The organism is Bradyrhizobium jicamae (genome assembly GCF_001440395.1).
GTDB classification, from domain to species: domain Bacteria; phylum Pseudomonadota; class Alphaproteobacteria; order Rhizobiales; family Xanthobacteraceae; genus Bradyrhizobium; species Bradyrhizobium jicamae.
Genome location: NZ_LLXZ01000127.1, coordinates 53,376 through 74,825, shown reverse-complemented (window position 1 = coordinate 74,825; position 21,450 = coordinate 53,376). Strand labels below are relative to the sequence as shown.

Annotated in this window: 17 protein-coding genes; 5 read left to right on the top strand and 12 right to left on the bottom strand. The window is 62.5% G+C overall.

Annotated features, from left to right (window positions below; genetic code table 11):
* Nucleotides 1-36 precede the first annotated feature (36 nt).
* From CQ12_RS21415 to CQ12_RS21365, 10 genes are all read right to left on the bottom strand, one after another.
* Nucleotides 37-543: a hypothetical protein gene (locus CQ12_RS21415; protein WP_057837274.1), complete on the bottom strand. Its 507-nt coding sequence runs from the start codon at nt 541-543 to the stop codon at nt 37-39.
* Nucleotides 544-697: 154 nt separating this feature from the next.
* Complete coding sequence (locus CQ12_RS21410) at nt 698-1,585, bottom strand: alpha/beta hydrolase (protein ID WP_157088374.1); 888 nt, start codon at nt 1,583-1,585, stop codon at nt 698-700.
* 134 nt (nt 1,586-1,719) lie between these two features.
* Nucleotides 1,720-3,144: a Dyp-type peroxidase gene (locus CQ12_RS21405; protein ID WP_057837273.1), complete on the bottom strand. Its 1,425-nt coding sequence runs from the start codon at nt 3,142-3,144 to the stop codon at nt 1,720-1,722.
* A complete protein-coding gene (locus CQ12_RS21400; RefSeq protein WP_245310057.1) occupies nt 3,141-4,550 on the bottom strand; it encodes a hypothetical protein in 1,410 nt (469 codons plus the stop codon). The genes CQ12_RS21405 and CQ12_RS21400 overlap by 4 nt, the downstream gene beginning before the upstream one ends.
* 331 nt (nt 4,551-4,881) lie before the next feature.
* Nucleotides 4,882-6,192, bottom strand: a complete 1,311-nt coding sequence (locus CQ12_RS21395) for a cytochrome P450 (RefSeq protein ID WP_057837271.1) — start codon at nt 6,190-6,192, stop codon at nt 4,882-4,884.
* A complete protein-coding gene (locus CQ12_RS21390) occupies nt 6,189-9,212 on the bottom strand; it encodes an ATP-binding protein (RefSeq protein ID WP_245310056.1) in 3,024 nt (1,007 codons plus the stop codon). Before CQ12_RS21390 ends, CQ12_RS21395 begins: the two co-directional genes overlap by 4 nt.
* A gap of 1,006 nt (nt 9,213-10,218) precedes the next feature.
* On the bottom strand, nt 10,219-10,848 hold the full coding sequence (locus CQ12_RS21380; protein WP_057837268.1) for a transglutaminase-like cysteine peptidase: 630 nt from the start codon (nt 10,846-10,848) through the stop codon (nt 10,219-10,221).
* 330 nt (nt 10,849-11,178) lie between these two features.
* Nucleotides 11,179-11,796, bottom strand: coding sequence for a PilZ domain-containing protein (locus tag CQ12_RS21375; protein ID WP_057837294.1), 618 nt, complete (start codon nt 11,794-11,796; stop codon nt 11,179-11,181).
* A gap of 162 nt (nt 11,797-11,958) precedes the next feature.
* The gene (locus CQ12_RS21370) at nt 11,959-12,891 is read right to left on the bottom strand and encodes an acyl-CoA desaturase (protein WP_057837293.1); all 933 of its coding nucleotides are present in this window, start codon (nt 12,889-12,891) and stop codon (nt 11,959-11,961) included.
* Nucleotides 12,892-12,905: 14 nt separating this feature from the next.
* Nucleotides 12,906-14,036, bottom strand: a complete 1,131-nt coding sequence (locus CQ12_RS21365; RefSeq protein WP_245310059.1) for an MFS transporter — start codon at nt 14,034-14,036, stop codon at nt 12,906-12,908.
* Nucleotides 14,037-14,226: 190 nt separating this feature from the next.
* On the opposite strand from CQ12_RS21365, the gene CQ12_RS21360 reads away from it, so the two are divergent.
* Complete coding sequence (locus CQ12_RS21360; RefSeq protein WP_057837266.1) at nt 14,227-15,000, top strand: enoyl-CoA hydratase-related protein; 774 nt, start codon at nt 14,227-14,229, stop codon at nt 14,998-15,000.
* Between the two features lie 89 nt (nt 15,001-15,089).
* Nucleotides 15,090-16,496, top strand: a complete 1,407-nt coding sequence (locus CQ12_RS21355) for an adenylate/guanylate cyclase domain-containing protein (RefSeq protein WP_057837265.1) — start codon at nt 15,090-15,092, stop codon at nt 16,494-16,496.
* A 47-nt stretch (nt 16,497-16,543) separates the two neighbouring features.
* On the opposite strand, the gene CQ12_RS21350 is transcribed toward CQ12_RS21355, so the two are convergent.
* Nucleotides 16,544-17,098, bottom strand: coding sequence for a PAS domain-containing protein (locus tag CQ12_RS21350; protein ID WP_057837264.1), 555 nt, complete (start codon nt 17,096-17,098; stop codon nt 16,544-16,546).
* Between the two features lie 495 nt (nt 17,099-17,593).
* Here CQ12_RS21350 and CQ12_RS21345 point away from each other — a divergent pair, with 495 nt between their 5' ends.
* Together CQ12_RS21345 and CQ12_RS21340 are read left to right on the top strand one after the other, a co-directional pair.
* Entirely contained in the window at nt 17,594-18,391 is a 798-nt protein-coding gene (locus CQ12_RS21345) for a rhomboid family intramembrane serine protease (protein ID WP_057837263.1), read from the top strand.
* A 190-nt stretch (nt 18,392-18,581) separates the two neighbouring features.
* Complete coding sequence (locus CQ12_RS21340; RefSeq protein ID WP_057837262.1) at nt 18,582-19,010, top strand: CBS domain-containing protein; 429 nt, start codon at nt 18,582-18,584, stop codon at nt 19,008-19,010.
* A 3-nt stretch (nt 19,011-19,013) separates the two neighbouring features.
* Here the strand turns inward: CQ12_RS21340 and CQ12_RS21335 are convergent, their stop codons facing one another.
* A complete protein-coding gene (locus tag CQ12_RS21335; RefSeq protein WP_245310054.1) occupies nt 19,014-20,102 on the bottom strand; it encodes a patatin-like phospholipase family protein in 1,089 nt (362 codons plus the stop codon).
* Nucleotides 20,103-20,335: 233 nt separating this feature from the next.
* Here CQ12_RS21335 and CQ12_RS21330 point away from each other — a divergent pair, with 233 nt between their 5' ends.
* Nucleotides 20,336-21,409: a hypothetical protein gene (locus CQ12_RS21330; protein ID WP_057837292.1), complete on the top strand. Its 1,074-nt coding sequence runs from the start codon at nt 20,336-20,338 to the stop codon at nt 21,407-21,409.
* The last annotated feature ends 41 nt before the right edge of the window (nt 21,410-21,450 follow it).

The window sequence follows — 21,450 nt, the reverse complement described above, 5'->3', positions numbered from 1 at the left end:
GAGGCGCTGCTCGTCACCGAACGCGGGTCCGGCCAGTTAGCCGCGCGCCTTGGCCCGGCTGCGGGTAGCTGCCCTGCTGGAGCGGGGCGCTGCCTTGACCGACCGCTTGCGCGGTGCGGGCGATGCGGCGGGTTCGGAGGCCTGCACGCTGGCAAAGGATTGCCGTAAGCCTTCGATTGCTTCCGTGAGCGTTCCGACCTGCTCGGAAAGCTTCCTGGTGTCGGCCTGCTGCGCGGCGACCAGGCGGCGCACGGTCGTCAATTGATCCTGCACCACCTGCAATTGATCGATCGATTCCTGCTGCGTCGCTTCCAGGCCCTTGGTCTTTTCAACCAGTTGCTCGGACGCCTGCGCCGTGCGCGCCTGCAACTGCCGGGTTGCGACGGCGCGATCGGTCTCGGGAGCGCTGCCGGTATAGGCGCGCCACAGGGCGATAGAACTAACTCCAAGCACGACAATGACGAGGGCCACAGCGGCGATCGCAATCGGCTGGCCGCCGAAACGCGCGATGGGGCTGGCACTCCGGGGCGTGAGTTCGATCATGCGACTCCAAATCCGGACGTGATTCCAAAGTTCCAAAATAGCACAGCCATGCTGCCGCTAAAACCCGGGATTTGCCGGGCGGGGCGGGGACACCGGGCAAAACCCCGCCCGATCAGGGGAGTGGGGAGTGCGCTGCCTGGGCTAACGGATTGGGCTAACGGATATGCGCCCGGATGAACTGGCCGGCCTGGGCCAATGCGCGCCGGCCGTCCGCGAGATTCGCATTCCAGACCGGCCAGGCGTGGATCATGTGCGGCCAGACCTGCAGTGTCACATCGACATCGGCCGCTCCCGCAGCCTCGGCAAGCCGCGTGGCATCGGCCAGCAACGTCTCGGCCGACCCAACCTGGATCAGGACCGGCGGCAAGCCCGCGAGATCGGCGAACAGCGGCGAGATCAGCGGATCCCTCCGGTCGACGCCTGACGGCGCGTAGGCATCCGCGAGTTCGTCGAGATAGGCCTTGTGGATCAAGGGATCGACGGTGTCCTTGGTCTGCAGCGTGCTGCCTGACATCGTGAGATCGGTCCAGGGCGAGACCAGCCAGGCGCAGGCCGGCAATGCCTCGCCGGCCGCGCGCAGGTGGTTGATCAAAGCGAGCGTCAGGTTGCCGCCCGCACTGTCGCCACCGACGGCGATACTTGCCGCCGCAATGCCTTGCTTGCGCAGGAAGCGCCACGCCGCGAGCGCGTCTTCATGGGCGGCCGGGTAGGGATGTTCAGGGGCAAGCCGGTAGCCGATCGCAAGGGTGCGGGTGCCCGCCGCGCGCCCTGCTTCCGTCACCAGTCGGCGGTGGCTGACAATCGAGCCGGAGCAGTATCCGCCGCCGTGGAAATACAGCAGCACGCGCGAAGGCTCGCTGCAGGGAACGATTGACCACTCACCGGCAACCCCGTCGCAATCGACCGCCTCGCATTTCACGTCAGACGCCACCGGCCATGTCGATCCGACCTCGTCGAGCCGTTGCCGCCGCTCCGACCAGCCGACCGGCCGCGGCTTCGAACCCAGCAATGCGCGGATGGCGTCGATCTCGCTGTGGGCCAAGGTGCATTCTCCCCGTGAGGCACCCATCATCGCACATTGATCGTGCCACGCAAAAAGTCCTACGTTCGAAGCCGCCCCTCAGCTTGGGACGTTGGATGAGGCCGGACAGCCAGCCTCAAGAGCATAAGCGGGGCCTACGCCACGGCTTTCGGGCGCGAGGCGTGGTTCACGATGAATTGGAGCGCCTTGATCCCCGGCAGGAAGAAGTAGCCACCTCCCAGCGTTTCCGTAAAGGCGCTCAGAGAAACCTCCGCGCCGCTCGCCAGTCCCGGCATGGAGAACTTCTTGGGAGAGGTCGACGATCCCACGACCGGATCGTCCTGATCGTGGAGACAGGCGAAATTAGGGTTGCGCACCCAACGCTGGTGAATGAACTCGAACTGTCGCTCGAGATCTGCATTGCACGCGATGAAGAAGATGCCGTTGCGCGGCGGTTGGCCCTCGATCTTCTCGAGATAGGGTCGGCCACGGCGCAGCAATCTGTGGAGCTTGGTCGACTTGATGCTCGATTTCACATCGATGCCCAGCGAGTCTCTCGGGTTTACCCGGCGGATATGGGATCCCTTGGGACAATCGAAGCCATTCGTGTCATCGACACGGAAGCGAAATGCATCGGCCTTCGAATCCGACACTGAAGCTTTCGGGTCGCCTTTCCACGATACCGGCAGGCCAGTCTTCCGGCGCCCCATCAGCTTTTCGCAGATATCCTCGCCGTTTTCGGCTTGGAATTTCTCAAATGCCTCTACCTTCTGTTCGATCTGACGAACCGCCAAGTAGCTTCCGTTGAGGCCGAAGCGACCGCCAGCATCTTTAGCGTCGCCCGTCCACCCCTCCAGGTTGGGACAGTAGGTGAGTTCGTCATACTCGTTGCGATAGCCCAGAATGAACTCTCCGGGCGCGACGACGCGATCGTCATACAGGGGGCCGGCATCTCGAATGGCCTGTTTGAGCCCGTCACTCTCTTCTACCCTGAGACCACGGATCACCGGCTGTGCAAGGCCATCGCGAAATCCGAAGATCTCCTGCAATCTCTCTTCCTTAAGGCCTTCCACCTTTTTAAATGCGCACGGATCGTTGTCGATCTTGATGATGCCGAACACATGCTCGTCAATATCCGAAACCGCGGACTTGGCGTCGCGCTCCGACCATTCGGCAATCAGGACATGCACAGGGACGCTGTCGGTGCCGTCATCGGACCAACGCCATTGCCGGTAACGGTCTCTCAATAGCAAAGCGCGCAAGTCGCTGCCCATGCCACTACGAAACGGGCTCGGGAACGGATGCGCTTCGGTCTCCTTGAAACCGAGTTTGGTCATCCCGGAATAGCTGAACGCGATCGCTACAGCCTGTTTGATCCGATTCTCTCTCGATTTTTGGACGTCTTTGGCGCTGATGACCAATTTGCGTTCGACGAATCCTTTGAGCCACTTTCGGGCATCGTCCTCGCGGTCGTCCATGATCGTCAGCAACCAGAACCGGCTGTTGTATAACCAGCCATATCCGGTCCCGATCATACCCTGAATATCGCCCAACTGCTCCGAGAGATGCGGCACCTTCATGTTTCGATCGCCCTCATGATCAGGTCGTCATTCTTGTCATTGCGTTCGCCGAACAAGGCCTCTCGAAGGGCGGTTGCGAGGTCGATCTGGTCGAGCGTCGCTTTGCACGCTTCGAAGCGATACGCATGCGGGAGCATGCTATCGCGAGCGTAGGACTTGAACTTCAACTCGCACTTCACGCCGCGGAAGATGGAAAATCGCGTCGGCGGGAAGCTGCGCGGCTCTTTCACATCCGGCTGTTCGAAGTCTGCCGATCGCCGGGGCATGAGCGTGGTCCATCTCCAGGCCAACGTGGTCCCGACCGTCGCGCCATTGATGAAATCATCGAGATAGCCGCCAAAATTGCCGTCATAGTTCGAGCAGAACAGATAGCGCCGCCCGCCTTCGATAATGTGCCAGTGGCCGAAATGGATGCCCGGTGCATCTCCTAAACGCCCCGCGGTGTAGAACACCCGTCCAAACAGCGTCACGATGCGCAGAGACAGCCGGATCCACCAGGCACTCCAGCCGTTCGGACTACGGATATCCGTCAGGCTGACCATGTGTGCGACTCTGTCCTTGGCCAGGAGCGCTTCGCAGGTGTCGATCGACGGATGAACCTGTTGGGCACGAGGCACGTCGTCTTCGGGCGGCCGATCGCTCCGGTCAACGGCGACGCAGATCAGCGCGGCGATCGCGAGCACGCCGGTGACGACGAGCACCTTCAATGCAAAAGCCGCGCTCAAGATAGCGCCGGGCCAGAAGGTCAAGACCAACGCGCACGCCAAGAGTGCCAAGACCAGCGGCACGCCGAAGATCCAGGAGAGCACATAGGTGTGCGACGATGACTGCGTCCGCGTCGGCCGGTCGAGTTCGCGGTAGACATTGTCCAGCCTGTTCCTCCATCGGTTAGACAGTGCCGGCAGCGCGGTCAGGAAAAACCAATACAATAGTCCGAGCGCGATCAAGGCAAGCGCCGCCCGGATACTCGCGTTTTGCACCCAGTAACTCGCGTCCAGCACGGAATGTGCGGCGGAGCACGGAGCGCCGAGGAACCAGGCGCCAATGCAGACGGGGCCCCAGAGCAGCGCACCCGCCAGCCAGACCGCAGCCAGCCACAAGCAGAACACCACCAGCACATAGCCGACCTTCGCGGAAATACTCGCACCGCTCCCACGCCAATAGGATCGCGGCGCCGGCTCGAGCGCCCATTCGAACTGCGGATCCTGGTATGCCCGCCGGGCGAGCGCGAGCGCGAACGACGCGCGGTCCGCACCGTGTTGGTTCGCCGCCTTCAGGGCACGCGCCTCGCGTCGTGTCCATTTAAGGAGGTCCTGCTCCTTTTGGATCTGCCGGGCCGTTCGGTCGCGGGCGCCGATGAAGCCGCCCGCGGCGATGCTGAGCCACTCCATCAGTCTGTCGAGCAATTGCCTGTTGCACTCGCTCTCGAGGGCAGGACCGCCTTCGGGCCAGTACGACCTGAAGAGCGACCACATCGCGCCGCGCGGATGATTGACGAGCCGGTACAGCATGTCGCGCGGATTGATGCCTTCCTCGACAGCAAGCTCGAGCATCAATGACGGCCGCTGGTCCGGCGAATCTGCCCGTGCTGGCAACAGCGCGATAGAGGCGAACTGAACCACCTCGACATCTCTGAAGAGAGCCTCCAACGCGGGGTATAAGTCCCCTGAATCCGAAAAGTCGATGACGTCGCTCCAGCGCGGCGCAATGATGCAGATCAGTTGCTGCCGGACCATCTTAAGCATCTCTGTCCTTTCCCGCCGGCGAGGTGAAGCGTACGCGCATGCCTGACATCAGCGCGCCGTCGTACGTGATGGCCTTGCGCTTGCGGCCCGCCAGCTGCAATTCAGGCAAGATGAGCAAGCCGATCAGGGCACTGGTCAAAATATCGACCGCGTAATCCTTGGCAGGACATTGCCGGGTGCCGTAACCGAACATCAGCCACCGCAGGCTCTGCTGATTGCCCCAATTGCGCGAGGGACAGAACTGCCGGCTGTGGCGGACTGCGTGCGGATCAAACATGGCCGCGATCGACAAAACCGTCATCCTTCCACCGCCGGAGCACGGCGCGTTCCGTCGCCCGCCCGTCTCGAATTCCGTATCGCGGGGCACGTCGCGCGCCAGCAGCGGAAAAATCGGCCGGAAGCGCATGAGTTCGAGCACATGGTCCCGCACCCTGTCGCGGAAGTTGGCGTCCTGCCAGACTGCGGGAGTCCCGAGCCGCTGGGCTTCGGCCCGCAGAGCCTTGTGAGCCTCGGGGCGTCGCAGAAGCTCCTGTACGATCAGGGCTCCCGATTGCACCGTCACCGGATGCGAAATCCAGGCTAGTCCCACCGCGTTTCGCTCAATGAATTTGAGGGAAGCCGGTACTTGCCACGCTTGTCGAATGTCATCGCTTACGCCAGAGATACGGGCACGTAGCGCATCCGCACAAAGCTCCGCCCTTCGCTGGACCCGCAATGTTGCTGAACTGCCGGCCAGCAATTGCCCCGCGACATAGCGGATCTCCATGAGATATTGCCGTTGTAGTCCGGGATCGTTGACGGCGCCATGCGCGCCCGCCGCCACCCTGTCGGTGGCCGAGTCGAACAGCGGATACATGGCGCGAAACACGATCCACATCAGGTAATCCTCAATGAGATCGAACGGTTTGTTGGTCCCTTGCTTTCTCAGATGCGCGACAAGTCGTTTGACTTCCTGATCGGCGGCGGCCGGCAGCGTCGGCGCCAGTGCGGCCAGCCGCGCGTCGAGCACGACCTTGTCGGCAGTGTAGGTGGAGCCGGGATCCATGCCGATCAGATATTCGCCGGATGCCAGGTTGGGCGCGTGTGCAGTGTTCGAAAAGCTTTGCGGTCTTGTCAGCACGCCTGTGACGGCGCTGGCGCGCGCCGCCACACCGAACCACCCGCCCACGAAAGGAAAGCGTCGAAAAATTGCGCCAAGGCCGCGCAAGACGATGATGTTACGATTCAGCCAGCAGAACAGACCATAAGAGAAGCGGCGTATGCCCGGCGGCAAAGCATCGGGTTTGGGTGCGGGGACTTTCATGCTCGATGCCGATCGTCGCGGCGATGCGCGACTGCTGCTGCCGCGCGCCTCTGGTAATAGGGCATTCCCAGACGCCGCGCCGCCTCGTAGGTTTCGATGAAGCAATCCTCCGCATCCGATGCATTGCCGGCACAGCGCAGCGTCTCGGCCAGTTCGAAAAGGGCTTCGGTCCTGTGTCCGTACTCCTCGCCGGCCTGGTCGACGGCCCTGCGTCCGACGCGGATCGCATCTTCCAGCCTTCCAAGGTTGCGATAGGCGACACCGAGGCCGACGCGCATGAAGATCTGGGCGTAGGGGCCGGCTGCATCGCAGATGCGGTCAGCAAAACCCTTTTCGAGCAGGGACGCAGCCTCGGACGCCTTGCCGTTGCGCGCAAGCGCACTACCCAGCGCCCCGGTGGAAACACCAAGCATGGTGGGCACGTTGTGCGTCATGCATTGCTGCACGGCCTCGCGCATCAAGGCCTCCGCCTTGTCGAGCTCCTCTTTCTCGATCCAGATCTGCCCTTGGACGAGGTCGATCAACAGACGTGAGTACGGGTGGTTGACCTTGGACAGAATCTCATAGGCCAGGGCGCAGACCTCTTCCCCGGCTTCGTAATCACCAAGGCGCCACAGCGTGCTGGCATGGAAGGAGTACAAGTTGATGATGGGGATGGCAGCCCATCCGGGTTGGACATAGTGCTCAGCCAACTCGGGCCCGTGGTCGGCGAGCAGGACGCGGCCTTCCGCGGCTGCCTCGGAATACCGCCCGAGCGCGTGAAAGTTCATGAGGCGTGTCTGATGCGCTCCCATCATCATGTGGCGCCGTTGCGCAAGGCGAGCCGCGTCCAGGCCCCGTGAAGCGTGCTGCAGACTTTGGCTGAATCGCCCGCGCATCCAGAGAAACACCGCCGTCTGGTTCGAAACCGATGCACGTGCGCGTTGGTCGTTCAGTTGCGCCGCGATGGTTTCGGCGCGTTCCATGTTCTTGAAGATTTCGTCGATGTGTCCGAGAGCCATCATTGCGCCGATCGCTTCCAGTCGAAGCGCGAGTTCCAGGGCCTGTGCAGCGGACTCGCTATCGGCATGGCGGGACGCTTCAATGCCCATCTCGAATAGTTGCAGGGCCTCCTGATTGGCTGAGCGCGAGATGGCGCGCGCCATCGACTTGACCGCGAATCTTGCCGCATGCTCCCATTCCTCACCCTTGAAGGCGTGATGAGCGAGCGCTGGCGCAGCATCCGCGTCGCCAGCACCTGGCTGCGAATGCAAGGCCAGGAAGGCAAGTCGATGCAACGCCTTGAGGCGGCCGCGGGTGAGGGTTCCCAGCACGACATCCCGCACCAGCGCGTGCCGGAACGCGAACGCGCGCGACTCAAGTGAACTACGCTCCTGATCGGGTGTCGTCAGCAACCCGGATGAGAGGCAAAGGACCAGCAATTCTTCCGCACGCGCAAGATCTACCCCCTGCATGGCGGCGATCAATTCTCGCGTGATGGGGTCGCCCAGAACGCTGGCGGCCTCCAGCGCCGACTTCGCGGCGTCAGGCAGCCTGTCGACACGCGCACTGATCACGGCCGCGATGGAGCCCGGGACCCGCAACTCTCCCAGCGGCTTCTGCAAACGATACGCGCCCGGGATACCTTCGAGTGATCCGTCATCGATCAGCGTGATGACGAGCTGCTCCAGGAAGAAGGGATTGCCGTCGGCGCGACGGACCAGTTCGCTCCTGACGCCATGCACGGAAGGATCATCGCCAAGCAAGGCTCGCGCGAGAGCGAGCATCTCACTGTCCCGCAGCGGCCCCACTACGTGCTCCGCGAACCACGCAGCCTGTTTCCATTGGTGTTCGAAATTCGGCCGATAACTGACACAAATCAAGACCGGCAGCCCCTGGAGCTTGGGAAGCAAGGCCTCGAACATCCGATGGCTCTCGCGATCGGCCAGGAAGACATCCTCGAGCACCAGCACGAAGGGACCCGCCTGCAGACGCCTGCGTACGAGCCACAGCAGGGCCTCGCCAATCCGACGTCGCCTTTGTGCCGGATTCAATGCCAGCCATGCTTTTGTCGGCGCGGCCAGTCCGAGCAGATCACTCACCGCTGCCAGATGTTCTGCGCCGTCGGCAGGCCACTTCGACACCAGGGCCTGCATTGCCATTTGCTTCGCTTCGGTCACGCCAGTGCGAGGCAGGCCCACCATGCTTGCGATCAGGTCAGCGGCGGTGCTGTAAGCTCTCGTGCTGGCATACCCCCAGGCCTGGGTAATGCATACGTCCAAGCCCTGGCTCAGGAGAACGCCTGTCCAATCGGCGATCAAACGGGATTTCCCGATCCCGGCATCGCCCCGTAGCCCGATCATGCACATTGTGCCTTTTCGAGAGGTACCGACGGCCGCCTCCAGCACCTGCAATGAATCTTCGCGTCCGACGAGAGGCGCCCATCGCTGCTTTCTCGTCAAAGGCGCGGCCGCCGAGCTTTCCGTCTCGACCATGATTTCGTGGAGTTCGATCCGCTCGGTCAATCCACGCACGGCGCGCGCCCCGACCGGCCGCGTGTCGATCTGCCGCGCTACCAAGCGCTGCGTCGAAGCGCTGATCAATATGCCCCCTGGGGGCGCCATCTTCTCCAGCCTCGATGCAATGTGGATAGTCTTGCCGTCCGCTCCGTAGTGCGACCACTGGTACTGTCCGACAATGCCTACCAGCACCTCACCGGAGTTGACGCCGATGCGGAACGTGGGACTGGCAATGCCACGAGCTTCGTGACCGGGTAGGGTTGCCCTCTGCATCTTGAGAGCAGCCATGCAAGCTCGCAGGGCGTGATCTTCCTGTGCCAAGGGGGCTCCGAACAATGCAACAAGACCGTCCCCGAGCAACTGGCTGATGGTGCCGCCAAAGGTTTCGACCGCGTCGACGAGATGGTCCAGCGCCTTGCCGAGATAGTCCCGTGCCTCCTCCGGGTCCACATGCTGCAACAGTGAGGTCGAGTTGCAAAGATCGACGAACAGGACGCTCACCTGTTTGTTCTCGGTCAACATCTGCGCCGTCTGCAACTTGGCGCGATGCTGTCGTCGAACGGGTGGCGCACCGCGAGCCGGTCCGCTGGGAGGCGGGAGCGGAGAAGGCGAAGGCCTGTCGGCGGCGCCGTTGAGACTGGCGCTGCATTGCGGGCAGTACTTGTGCTTGCGAGCAACGCGGGCCGAGCAAACGGGACACAAGGTCATGGCAGGGCACACTGATCGAGGGATTCAACGAAAAAACCGACGCTCATGGACATGATCATCGTCTCCTCCAGAAGATTCTCGGTCGCGTAGTCTTCTAGTTGAGATTCATCGGTAGCCTAGACGTCAAAGCGCAATCACGCGATCTCTCAACGTTCCCCGATCCTCAAACCGGATAGTGCGTTTCGGACTTCATGAGCGCGACTTCCGCATGTGAAATGGGGAAAGCTGAGGGCGTTTCCATTCGACGAAATTCGAGATGCTATTAATGAGGGTGTCTAAATTTCTATACGAACTCCGATGCCGCTAAGTGCAAGTGGACAAACAGTCCTTCTCCTTTCGCGGGTCGAGCAAGAGCCTCGCCGATGAACGTGTCTGATGAGACTGCCGTAGGCCCCTATTCCGACCGCAATACCGCCGACCATTGGCGGGTGGGGTTTGATCCGAACATGAAAGGTCCCTTGGATCAACCATCGTCAATATACGCTTCTACCAAGAATTGAAAAGAGTAAGCTGCTTGGTTGAAAAATGCCACAAGACCGATCGGTCGGGGACACCCGGGCGGTGAGTGAAAACCCAATCGGCCGGCCTTATAGCCCTTAGCCGCGGCCTCCGCCTCCTTGAGGGCCCTCCGGAACGCCGCTGCGCCCATCAAATTCGTCATTCCGCGGGCATTGATTGGCCCGCCCGTCGCGAGTCCGGTGCTAGCGGGCCCAAAAAAGTTGCGGCCAGGCTTTGGGGGAAGCCTGGCCGCGCGCGAACCGGTCTGGGACGGGGAGGGGTGGGGATGTGACCGGGTCGCGGGTTCGTAAATCCTTGTTCGTTATCGATCGCGTGACGAGGCGGTGGCGACCGCCGGGCGGCTGTCACCGAGCGAGACCCACACGTTCGGGTCGCTCTGCGACTGACGCTTGACGAAGCGGTATCCGGTCTCGGTCCAGGCCAGGACGTTTTCGTTCTGATTGTCGAGAACGAACTCGCCCTTGTCGCTCTTCACCGTCAGCACCGCGTGGCCTTCGCCCTTCTTGTCGCGCACCACCGTGATCAGCAGCGCCTCGCGCGGCCATCCGGCGTCGATCAGCATCTTGCGCTTCAGAAGCACATAGTCCTCGCAGTCACCGTAACCGTCCGTCGGCAACGACCACTTTTCGATCACACCCCAATGATCCATGTCGGTGATCGGCTTGATGGTCTCGTTGACCCACTTGTTGACCCGCAGCAGATCGCGCCACGCCGTCTGCGACATCACGATGTCGCGCGGCTGGGACGTGCCGCCGCGGCATTCGCCGGCGTTGTCGGCGCAGAATTCGACCCAGCCGATCGGCGAACGCGCGGTCTCGCCCAGGCTGGCGTAGAGGGCGTCGCCGGCCTTCGCCGAGACGCTCATCGAAGCGTTTATCCCTAACAGGATGGCGATGACCGCCAGCCCTTTCCCCTGTCCCCTGAACAACATCGTGACCCCCGTTTCTTGTTGGGACCACGTTTCGCACAAAGAATTTGCGCCGCCGCTAAGTCAGGCAAGTACATTTGACGCGAATACTAGTAAAAGGCGCGGCGAATTCGATCTATACTTGAATCGAATTCGACTAAAATTTGAAACAACTGCAATTGATTCAAATTTTACGGATTAACTCCTGTGACGCTGCAAATCGCAGGGATTGCGCCGGCAAAGGCGCCGCGCGTTAACCGACTTTGGCCGGCGCCGAACAGCTAAAAGGCGGTATCCGGCAACGCGGATACCGCCTTTGAGGCTGAAAAATCAGGGTTTTTGCCGATTGGCGCTTTACCGCGCGGTAACCGCGTCTTCGAGCGTCTCGCCAACCTGCTCGTGGACGAACTCCAGCGCGAAGCCTTCCTCGAGGTTTCGCACCACGCGGGACTGCACCTTGCCGAGCATGACCAGGGATTTCAGCGGCGGGCGGTTCTCCGCGGCGATGGCAGCACCCGACAGCGACAGGTCGATGATGCGGCAGGTCATCTTGCTGCCGTCCTCGAGCGTGAGCAGGGCGATCGGGTTGCGCGGCACGATACGATCGTGGCGGCGGTCTTCCGGCAGGTTGAGGATATCGCGGTTGGCGAGCCAGGTGAGCTGGGCGGCGAGCTTGTCGCGCTTTCGCGCGGTGGCGCCGACCGTCATGGCAAAGCCATTGTCGATGATGCGGGTGATTTTGCCCTCGACCCGGCCGATATGGTCGAGATAGGCGATCACGCGGTCGCCGACATTGCCGATGCCGGGCGCCAGCAGCGCCAGTCCGCCCGGCGACATGTTGATAATCTGGCAAGGAAATTCGCGCCGATCCGGCAGCATGTAGCGGCCGAGCAGGTGGACCTTGACGCGCTGGAAGCGCCGTCGCTCCTCGGCGGACGGGACAGTAACGGTTTTCTTTTGCGCAAACGACATCTTCGCCACCAGACAGCCGGTCCTTCGGCGTCGCAAAGACCCTAAGGCCGACAGGGTTAACGATGTGTTAGCGGTGGTTGCAGGAAGTGCGGGCATTCACGCGGCCCGCGGTCGCGGCGCGACGGTTCCGAGGTTTTTCCGCTGTCATCGCTTTTCAGGGGACTAGCCGCCGGGCGCGAACGCTGCAACGCCTTCTGCATTCGCCAAACGCCGCAATCCTGGACGGCGGGGGAGGTCGTCCGGTGTTTTGATGTTGCTCGCGAGGCCAATGGCTCCGAGAGTCTTGATCAACCACCAGCCGAGATCGATCTGACCAGGAAAGAGGCCGAGCTTCGCCGAGCCCGGAAATGCGTGGTGATTGTTGTGCCAGCTTTCGCCCATGCTGATCAGCCCGGCGATGCCGACGTTGTAGCCCTGCGCCGCCACGCCATCGATAACCCAGCTCTGTCCGCCGCTGCGATGAGAGAAGTGCCCGATCAGCCAATGACCGGTAACGCAGACGCTTACACGAACGAAGATGCCCCAGACCAGCCAACTCCAGCCGCCAATCGCGAAAAACAGAATTGCCCACGGCAATTGCTGCCACATCCACGTCCGCTCGACGAATGCATAAAATCGGTCGCCGGCGAGGCGTGGTTCGAGCCGAAATTCCGGCGGATGCTTCAGTGCCAGCCTGCAATGCATTTGCCACCACGCGTCGCGCCAGAAACCGGCACGGTGACAGGAATAATCATGGCAAGTGGACTGACGCTGCGCCCAGTCGCGAAAATCGTGCAGCCGGACCATGCCGTAGGGACCCGCCATTCCAACCAGCGTCCCGAGATAAACGCACAAATGCTCGACCCAGAGCGGGCAGTCGAAGCTGGAATGAATCAGCCGCCGGTGCATGCCGACGGAGTGCCCGAAGCAAAGGGTTACGCCGCTGGCCACGACAAACAGAATAATCGCGCTCCAGGAAATGAAGATCGGCGCAAGGATGATCGCCATTGCGGTCATGCTGCCGATCCAAAGCGACTTCACCGGCGCCCACTGCACGATACCGTCGAGCGGGTCGGTATTGTCGTCGGCAAAGATGCGTTCGGAGCCCGGCTGCAGTTGCAAGATCGTGCCTACTTCGGCGAATCCTGCTGGTTCATTAGCACAATCCGGTTGTATCCCCATAACAATACCAGACAGGCAAGCAGGGCCGCCGTCCCGACATCGAATGCCCCCGCCGCGCTGCCGGTCCATTTGGCGATGGCGCCGCCGATCGCCGGTCCAAGCATCATCACGACGAAAAAGACGGTGAAGAAAATACCCATCCCGATCGCACGCGTCTGAAGCTGCAACACGCGCGCGGGCAGGCTCATGATCGGCCCTGCGGGCAGGGCGCTGATTGCGCCGATCGCAATCACAATGGGAATCACCGCCGCGCTGCGAGGCAACATCAGCATCAATAGCGCGAACAGGACGCACCCTGTGACAAGTACCGACTGCGGCCGCCCGGTCCAATCAGCCAGAAATCCGCCGGCTATTCCGCCCAACGCCGCGAGCCACAGCACGATGCTGATGGCCGAGCCGGCCGCCGTGATCGACCAGCCGCGTTCGACCAGCAGCGTCGGGCCGAAACTGAAAATCATCGTGAAGCCGATATTGAAGACACCCCAGATCAGACCCGCGGTGATCACGGCGAAGAGGGCGCTGCGGTCGAGCCGTGAGGCGGCTGAAGCCGCGGTTGCAGCAATTGACGGCGATCGATAGCCCACAACAAGAAGCGGGATGCCGAGGCCGATCAGCGCGGCAACCGAAAGATAGGCAGCGCTGACACCATAGACGGCGCCGATCATGGGCAGGGTCAAAAGCGAGGTTGCGATGCCGACCGGCCACGAAGTGACGAAGATGGCCATCGCGGTCGCGATTTCCTTGCCGGCAAACCAGTCGGTGACCATTTTCGTCAAGATGACGCCGAGCAAGACGGCGCCACTGCCGGCGATTATCCGTCCTGCAATTTGCCAGCCCCAGGAATCCGAGACCACCATGGTGAGTTGGCCGATCAACATCACCACCAGCGCACCTGATCCGGCACCTTTGTCGCCGATCCTTTTTCCGACCGCGCCGCCCGGCAGCGACAGCGCAACACCCGGCGTGAAATAGATACCGATCAGGAGTCCGATATCGGCCAGGCTGGCATCGAATTTGGCGCCGAGCAGCGGGGCAACTGCAGCGACGCTCTGAAACTGGAGCGCTATGGTCAGCCGCACGATGAACAGCACGGCCAGAATACCCCAGCGATTGCTCAACGCTCGCTCCTCTCAGGGTAAACAATCACTGTGCCGATATTGGCACAGAGATGGCGTTTCTGTACCAGTTGATGGAGGTCCTTCGGTACCATTAGGATTACCCGTCGCGCCCGGCCGGGCCGGCCAAAATGCCTGTGAACGGAGGTACGAAATGCCGGGAGTGAAGCGTGAGCGTGATGGCAACGTCAGCCTGCTGACGTTGGATGGGCCTGAAACGCTGAACGCGATGACGCCTGATCTGTTGGGCGATCTCGCCATTGCCATCGGTGAAGTTAATGACGATCCGCAGGTGAGGGCGCTGGTGCTGACGGGCGAGGGTCGCGGCTTCTGCTCGGGGCAGAACCTCAAGGCCGCGCAGATCCTCGGCGACGACATCGCGGCCGGCGTGATGAAGTATTACTGGCCGACGTTCAAGGCGATGCGTGAGTGCCGCGTGCCGATCGTGGTCGCCGTCAACGGCGTGGCGGCGGGCGGCGGGTTCAGCCTGGCGATGGCGGGTGACATGATCGTTGCCGCGCGATCGGCGCGATTCATCCAGGTGTTCAGCCGCATCGCGCTGGTGCCCGATCTCGGCTCGACCTGGCTGTTGCCGCGTCTGGTCGGCCGGCAGCGCGCGCTCGAACTGATGATGACCAATGAGCCGCTCTCGGCCGAGCAGGCGAAAGAATGGGGACTGGTCCGCGACATCTTCGACGACGCGGCGCTGCGCGACGGCGCGCTCGAACTGGCGCGCAAACTCGCTGAAGGTCCGACGCGTGCGCTCGTCGCGACGCGCCGCCTGATCGACGAGAGCGAGCACGCCAGCTATGCCGACCAGTTCCGCCGCGAGATCGAGACTCAGGCGGAGATCCGCCTGAGCGCCGATGCGGTGGAAGGGCGCAACGCATTTCTCGAGAAGCGGGCGGCCGTATTCAGCGGCCGCTGATGTCCCTGGAGGTTATTGTCACGAGTCGTTGTTGAAGGTGTGGGGCCGAAGCAGTTTCCGCCCCGCACTCTTTCAGGTAGTATTGGCGCATGAGCGAAGCTGAGACCTTGTTTGCCGCCCTGCGTCAGTCGGCGAATGGCGACGTGGTTGAAATGCTCGAGCGTATGGTGCGGGACGCCCCGGATCATGCCTTGAACAAGATGAACGCGCTTGACCTCGCTGCCAGGGAAGGCCTCGCCGAGGAACGGGTCGTCGCGGCGCTATTGAATGCGGTGGCGCTTGGCATCTTCGAGATGACATGGAATGTCATGTGTCTGAGCTGCGCAGGTGTTCTTTCCGCCAACAAGAGCCTGAAGACGCTGGACAGGCGGCAGTATAGTTGTGCTTTCTGCGCCGCCGGCTATGAGACGACGCTCGACAACCTCGTCGAGGTAACCTTCACGGTGAGCCCGCGCGTGCGCAGGATAGCGGCCCACAGCCCCGATGGTTTGTCCGTGGCCGAATATTATCGACAGGTCTTTTGGAGTTCGGCCATCGATCTTCCGGCGGATCTGGAGAAGGTGCTGGACGAGGTCACGCTGGAAAGCGTCGACTTGCCGCCGGGAGAGAGGGCCATCCTCTCCCTGAATTTACCGGCGGGCACATTGATTGTGTTCGATCCCGTGACACATACGGCACAATTCCTCGACGTCAGCGGCGGGGAGACGAACGAACGCCAGAACCTGTCCGTGATCTTCAACAAGGTGCAGGTCCCGGTCGAAACCATCGCTTTGCATCCCGGGCCACTGCGGCTGACCCTGGAGAACCGTACCGATAGCCGTGTGCTGCCGGCGGTATGGATGGCGAACCAGGTGCTGGACAATCTCCTCAGCCGCCGCAAGCCCATTCTCACCGCGAAACGTCTCCTCACCAATCAGACCTTCCGCGACCTTTACCGGACCGACACGCTTGCCATCGGCCAACGTCTCAAGATTTTGAGCCTGACTTTCCTGTTCAGCGATCTGAAGGGCTCGACGGAGCTCTATGAGCGCGTCGGTGACCTCGTCGCCTTCGATCTCGTCGACGAGCATTTCCGGTTGCTGCAGGAGATTATCGTCTCTGAACGGGGCGCCGTCGTGAAGACCATCGGCGATGCCGTGATGGCGACCTTCGAGACGCCCGACCGCGCCATTGCCGCCGCGATCCGCATGCGCGAGGCGATGAGTGATCTCGGCGCCCAGCGTCAGCATCAGAGTTTGCGTCTGAAGATCGGCATCCATGAAGGATCATGCCTTGCTGTCACGCTCAATGCCCAGCAGGATTATTTTGGCCAGACCGTCAATATTGCTTCGCGCGTACAGAGCCTTGCGGCCTCGCGCTCGATCGTCGTGACGAAGTCGGTGGTGGACAATGCACAAACTCAGGCACTGCTGGCTTCCAACGGGCTAAAGCCGGCACTCAAACGCGTTGCGTTGAGTGGCATCGAGGACGAGGTGTCGGTCTACGAGATTTCTTGACGCTGCGGTCGCTGCGCTGGTGGTGCTGGCGAACCCGCGGTTGCCGCTTACCGCAGCCCTTCATACACCATGAAGCCGCGCGCGATCGCGAGCTTGCGCAGGGCGCGCGGGACGAACTTCTCGGGGCGGTGCAGATAGCGCCACGACGTCACCTTGAAGTCGCTGATGGTGCCGAGGTCGTTTTCGAATGGCGCCAGCAATCCGGTCAGGCTGATCGGCGCGTGCGCCCGGTTGTTGAACGGCAGCAGCAGCAACTCCAGATGCGCCGTCGTGCCGTCTTCGGACGTCGCGGTGATGCCGGCAATGGCCGCCAGCATTTCTTCCGCGACGTAAGTAACGATGTCCTCGATGTCGCGACGGCTGTCGGGGGTGAACAGCGCGGAGAAGCTCGTGTCCTTGAGGTCACGGCCGAGCAGGGCGCAGACTCGCGTCCCGGCAACACGAAACGGGTAGCCGGCGTCGTTGTCGTAGGACAGCACGAAAATGTCGCCGAGCAGCTCGCGTACCGCCCCGGGTTCGATCTCGCTGCGGTCGGGCGCCCGCGCATCGCCGCGTTTCGCATCCCAATAAGCGAAAAACTCGCGGCTCGATGGGTGTTTCATATCCTTGTCCTCGCCCCCCGGGTTGCCTGGCGAGACACTTCTGTCTCGCTTTTGCGCAACACGCCTTCCCTCGGCTGTTGTGCAGGACAGGCTTTGCAGCGTCCATGCCGCCAACGCGATTTGGCCGCGCCCGGCGCGGCTTTGCGTTGTTAACGTTAAATTAACTATGAGGTTGGCGAAGGCACGGCGGCGCGCGTAGGGTGGAACGCATCAGTCGGCGCCGGCTTATCTCTGAATTCTCGGCGCAGTTGGTACACGGGCCGCGTCAAACAGTTTGGTCATCGCGCGGGGAGGGGTGGGGATCTGATCCTTAGCTCCTGGGGCGCGAAAAGATCAACGAGACAAGGGAGGATGTTCTCAGCATCCTCCCTTTTTCTTTTGCGGTCGTGCCGCGTCCGGGGCACGGATAGGTGTGATTGTGCACTTGCACAGGGCGGGCAAAGCCGCCTATCTGAGCCAATACGCCGCGAAGCACCAGCTAAGGTCCTGGCCCCTTTGGAATCCCAGTCTTACTCATCCCCGGTCGAGCCGCCGGACGCCCCGCGTGAGCCGATCCTGACGCTGCCCGGCGCGCTGACGGCCTACATTGCGCTGATCGCGGCGATTCACTTGCGGGTGCTGCTGCCGGTGGATCTGGAGAACTGGACCATCGACGTCTTCGGTTTCATCCCGAAGCGCTACGACTCCACGCTGCTCAATATCACCTTTCCCGGCGGGGCCGGCGCCAAGGTCTGGACCTTCGTCACCTATTCACTGCTGCATGCCAATCTCAGCCATATCGGTTTCAACATACTGTGGTTGCTGCCGTTCGGCAGCGCACTGGCGCGCCGGTTTGGCCCGGTCAGGTTCTTCGTATTCATGGCGGTGACGGCGGCGGCGGGCGCTTTGGCGCATCTCGTCACCCATGAGCACGCCATCGCGCCGATGATCGGCGCCTCGACCTCGGTGTCCGGCGCCATGGCCGCCGCCATCCGCTTCGCCTTCGTGAAGGGGAGCTTTCTTTCGTTCCATCGGGGCGATGCCGATGCCGCGGCGAAAGTTCCGGCACTGTCGCTTTCCCGCGCGCTGCGCAACGGGCGTGTGCTCGGATTTCTGGCAGTGTGGTTCGGCGTCAACATCATCTTCGGCCTCGGCTCGATTTCGATCGGGTCCGAAGGCGCCAGTGTCGCCTGGCAGGCACATATCGGCGGATTCCTCGCCGGCCTGATGTTGTTCTCGCTGTTCGATCCGGTGCCGCGTGCGATGCCGCATGCCGCGGATGCTTCGTCGCCGGATGAACCTGGCCGCGTCTGATCGCCGCTTGCGGCGACGAGCGATTTAATCCATCATCCACGCAAGGTTTCAATGCAAGCTAAAGCCGCTGCCGCATAGGACAGCCGCGCTTGCCAACTGCGCCCGAAACGAAAGCGGCGCGGAACTGTTGATTGAAGACTCGCGAACAAGTCGGGCTCTCGGGGGCACGACAGGGATTCAGGAGGCGACAATGACGGTACGCACAATTCTCGATACCAAAGGCCATCACATCCTGAGCGTCGAACCGGACGCCAAGGTTTCAGCCGCGATCAAGCTCCTCGGTGAGCGCAAGATCGGCGCCGTGCTGGTGATGAACCAGGGACGTCTCGAGGGCATCATTTCGGAGCGCGACATTGTGCGGGTGCTGGGCGAGCGCGGCGCCAGGATTCTCGAGGAGCCGGTCAGCGCCGTCATGACGCGCAAGGTCGTGAGTTGCCGGGAGTCCGACACCGTCGCCGGCATCATGGAAATGATGACGATCGGCAAGTTCAGGCATCTGCCCGTGGTCGAGGACGGCAAGGTCGTCGGGCTGATCTCGATCGGCGACATCGTCAAGAGCCGCGTCCAGGAATACGAGGCCGAGCAGGAAGCGCTGCGCGACTACATCAAGACGGCCTGATCGCTATTCCTTCTCGGCCTTTTCCGCCGCCGCGGCTTCGCTCGCTGTCGTCGGCGGCACCAGAATGTGGATCGCTTCCTGGATCGAATCGATGGCGCGCTCGGCAGCGCGCGCACCATGGGCGATCAGATCGTCGGCGCGATGAAAATCGAACCAGCCGATCTTGCCGACGCGGGGTGAGATCAGAAGATCCGGCGGATCGCCGGCAAGCCGTGCGCGGGTGATGCGGTCCTGCATGATGTTGAAGGCATCGACCATCACCGAGGAGATGCCGGGCCGTCCGCCGCCGCCGAAGAACTCACGCTTCATCGTGCGCTCCGCGGAGAAGAATTTTCCGATACCGCGTTTCCGCGGCTCGGGTTCAGCCATCGCTTCCGGCATCACCGAGACCGACACGCCGGGTGTCGGGCCGTGGGAATAGATCGTCGTGGAATGCGCAAAGACGTCGCTGGAAAGATTGGCGGCGATGACGATTTCCGCGCCAAGCGCGCGTGCCGCCGACACCGGCACCGGATTGACCAGCGCGCCGTCGACCAGCCAGCGGTCTCCGACCAGGATCGGCGAGAAGATGCCGGGCAGCGCGTAGGAGGCGCGCATCGCATCCACCATCGGGCCATGCGTCAGCCAGATCTCGTGACCGGTGCGTACCTCGGTCGCGACGGTCGCGAATTTTACCGGCAGGTCCTCGATCAGGTTCTGGCCCATCGCCGCCTCGATTTCGGCCGCGAGCTTGGCGCCGCCGATCAGGCCGGAACCGTTCAGGCGGATGTCGAGATAGGAGAGGACGGTTCGCGGCTGCAGGCTGCGCGCCCATTCTTCCAGCGTATCGAGATGTCCGGCGGCATAGGCGCCGCCGACCACGGCGCCGATCGACGTTCCGACCACGACATTGGGAATGATTCCATGGGCCACCAGCGTCCGGACGATGCCGATATGGGCAAAGCCGCGGGCGGCGCCGCCGCCGAGCGCCAGTCCGATCACCGGCCGGCGGATGCTGCCGAGCCCTACCTTGTCTTTGTCTTGGGCCTTATCTTGGGCCTTGTCTTGGGCATCGGAGCCCTTTTGGCCGCGCCCCATCCAGCTGTCCAACACGCAAACTCTCCTGCGGCTGCCACGATATTCGCCACAGCGCGGCTGCGCCAGAATAGACTATCTCGATCCCGATGCATGGTTTATGCCCCGGCAAAGCTGGCCTAGGCAGGGAATGTGACTGGACCGCGACCGCAGCATCAACATGACGTGCTCGCACGGTTCCGCCATGACCGGCGGCCGGACTTTCGCCACCAAGGCTTGAATTTGCCGCGTTTTCGGTGAAAAGCATGGCCATGATTTCGGGCGGCAACGGCATCGCTGGAAACGGGCAGGGCGGACGGCCTTTCCCGGCGTTGGCGCTTGCAGTGGCGCTCGTCGCGGCGCTTTCGGTCCCGGCTTCGGCCCAGATGTTTTCAGACCGCCCGCCACCGGTACCGCCGGCCGCGGTTCCGGATGTTCAGACCGGGCCGGCCATGAACCTGGCGCCGCCCTCGGGGACCGGCGCTATCCCGACCGTTCCGCCATCGCTGAACCAGCCGACCATCGTGCCCCCCTCGATCGCCACGACCCCGCCGGCGGCCGCGCCGCAGGGGGCCTCGCCCGCAAACCAGGGGGTGCTGTCGCTGACGGCGCGTTACGGCAAGGACCTGCCGGTCATCAATGGCGGGCTGGTGTGGCGGGTGTTCGCCGACAAGCCCGACGATACCGGCACGTTCAAGCTGATTCGCGAGGAGCGCGGCGCGACCCCGAACATCGTGCTGCCGCCCGGCAATTACGTCGTCCACGTCGCCCTCGGCCTCGTCAGCGCGGTGCGGGCGGTGAGCCTGAAGGCGGAGACGGACCGCGTCGCCTTCGTGCTGCCGGCCGGAGGCCTGCGAATCGAAGGCCGCGTCGGCTCCAGCAAGATTCCGCCGAACCAGATTTCGTTCGCGTTGTACAAGGGCAGCCAGTTCGAAGGCGGCGCCGAGCGCAGCCCGCTGCTGCCGAGCGTTCCCGCCACCGACGTCGCGCTGCTCCCTGAAGGGACCTACTACATCATCTCCAACTACGGCGACGCCAACTCGGTGGTGCGCTCCGACATCCGGGTGCAGGCCGGCAAGCTGACCGACGTCACCGTCAGTCACCGCGCGGCGGTGATTACGCTGAAACTCGTCGGCGACAGGGGCGGCGAGGCGCTCGCCAACACCGCGTGGTCTGTCATCACGCCGGGCGGCGACGTCATCAAGGAATCGATCGGCGCGTTTCCCCGCGTCGTCCTGTCCGAAGGCGAATACCGGGCCATTGCCAAGAACGAAGGCAAGGTGTTCGAGCGTCCATTCAACGTCGTCAACGGCGTCGATACCGAGGTCGAGGTCATCGCGCGCTGAACGTCTACGCGTTGGACTGTCATAGTCTCTAACGCGCACTA

Bases quoted from the DNA above. Each gene is read 5' to 3' on its own strand.
- CQ12_RS21390 (WP_245310056.1), bottom strand. From the start codon at position 9,212: ATGTTGACCGAGAACAAACAGGTGAGCGTCCTGTTCGTCGATCTTTGC.
- CQ12_RS21330 (WP_057837292.1), top strand. From the start codon at position 20,336: ATGATTTCGGGCGGCAACGGCATCGCTGGAAACGGGCAGGGCGGACGG.
- CQ12_RS21340 (WP_057837262.1), top strand. From the start codon at position 18,582: ATGACGGTACGCACAATTCTCGATACCAAAGGCCATCACATCCTGAGC.
- CQ12_RS21395 (WP_057837271.1), bottom strand. From the start codon at position 6,192: ATGAAAGTCCCCGCACCCAAACCCGATGCTTTGCCGCCGGGCATACGC.
- CQ12_RS21360 (WP_057837266.1), top strand. From the start codon at position 14,227: ATGCCGGGAGTGAAGCGTGAGCGTGATGGCAACGTCAGCCTGCTGACG.
- CQ12_RS21350 (WP_057837264.1), bottom strand. From the start codon at position 17,098: ATGAAACACCCATCGAGCCGCGAGTTTTTCGCTTATTGGGATGCGAAA.
- CQ12_RS21355 (WP_057837265.1), top strand. From the start codon at position 15,090: ATGAGCGAAGCTGAGACCTTGTTTGCCGCCCTGCGTCAGTCGGCGAAT.
- CQ12_RS21405 (WP_057837273.1), bottom strand. From the start codon at position 3,144: ATGAAGGTGCCGCATCTCTCGGAGCAGTTGGGCGATATTCAGGGTATG.
- CQ12_RS21375 (WP_057837294.1), bottom strand. From the start codon at position 11,796: ATGTCGTTTGCGCAAAAGAAAACCGTTACTGTCCCGTCCGCCGAGGAG.
- CQ12_RS21415 (WP_057837274.1), bottom strand. From the start codon at position 543: ATGATCGAACTCACGCCCCGGAGTGCCAGCCCCATCGCGCGTTTCGGC.
- CQ12_RS21380 (WP_057837268.1), bottom strand. From the start codon at position 10,848: ATGTTGTTCAGGGGACAGGGGAAAGGGCTGGCGGTCATCGCCATCCTG.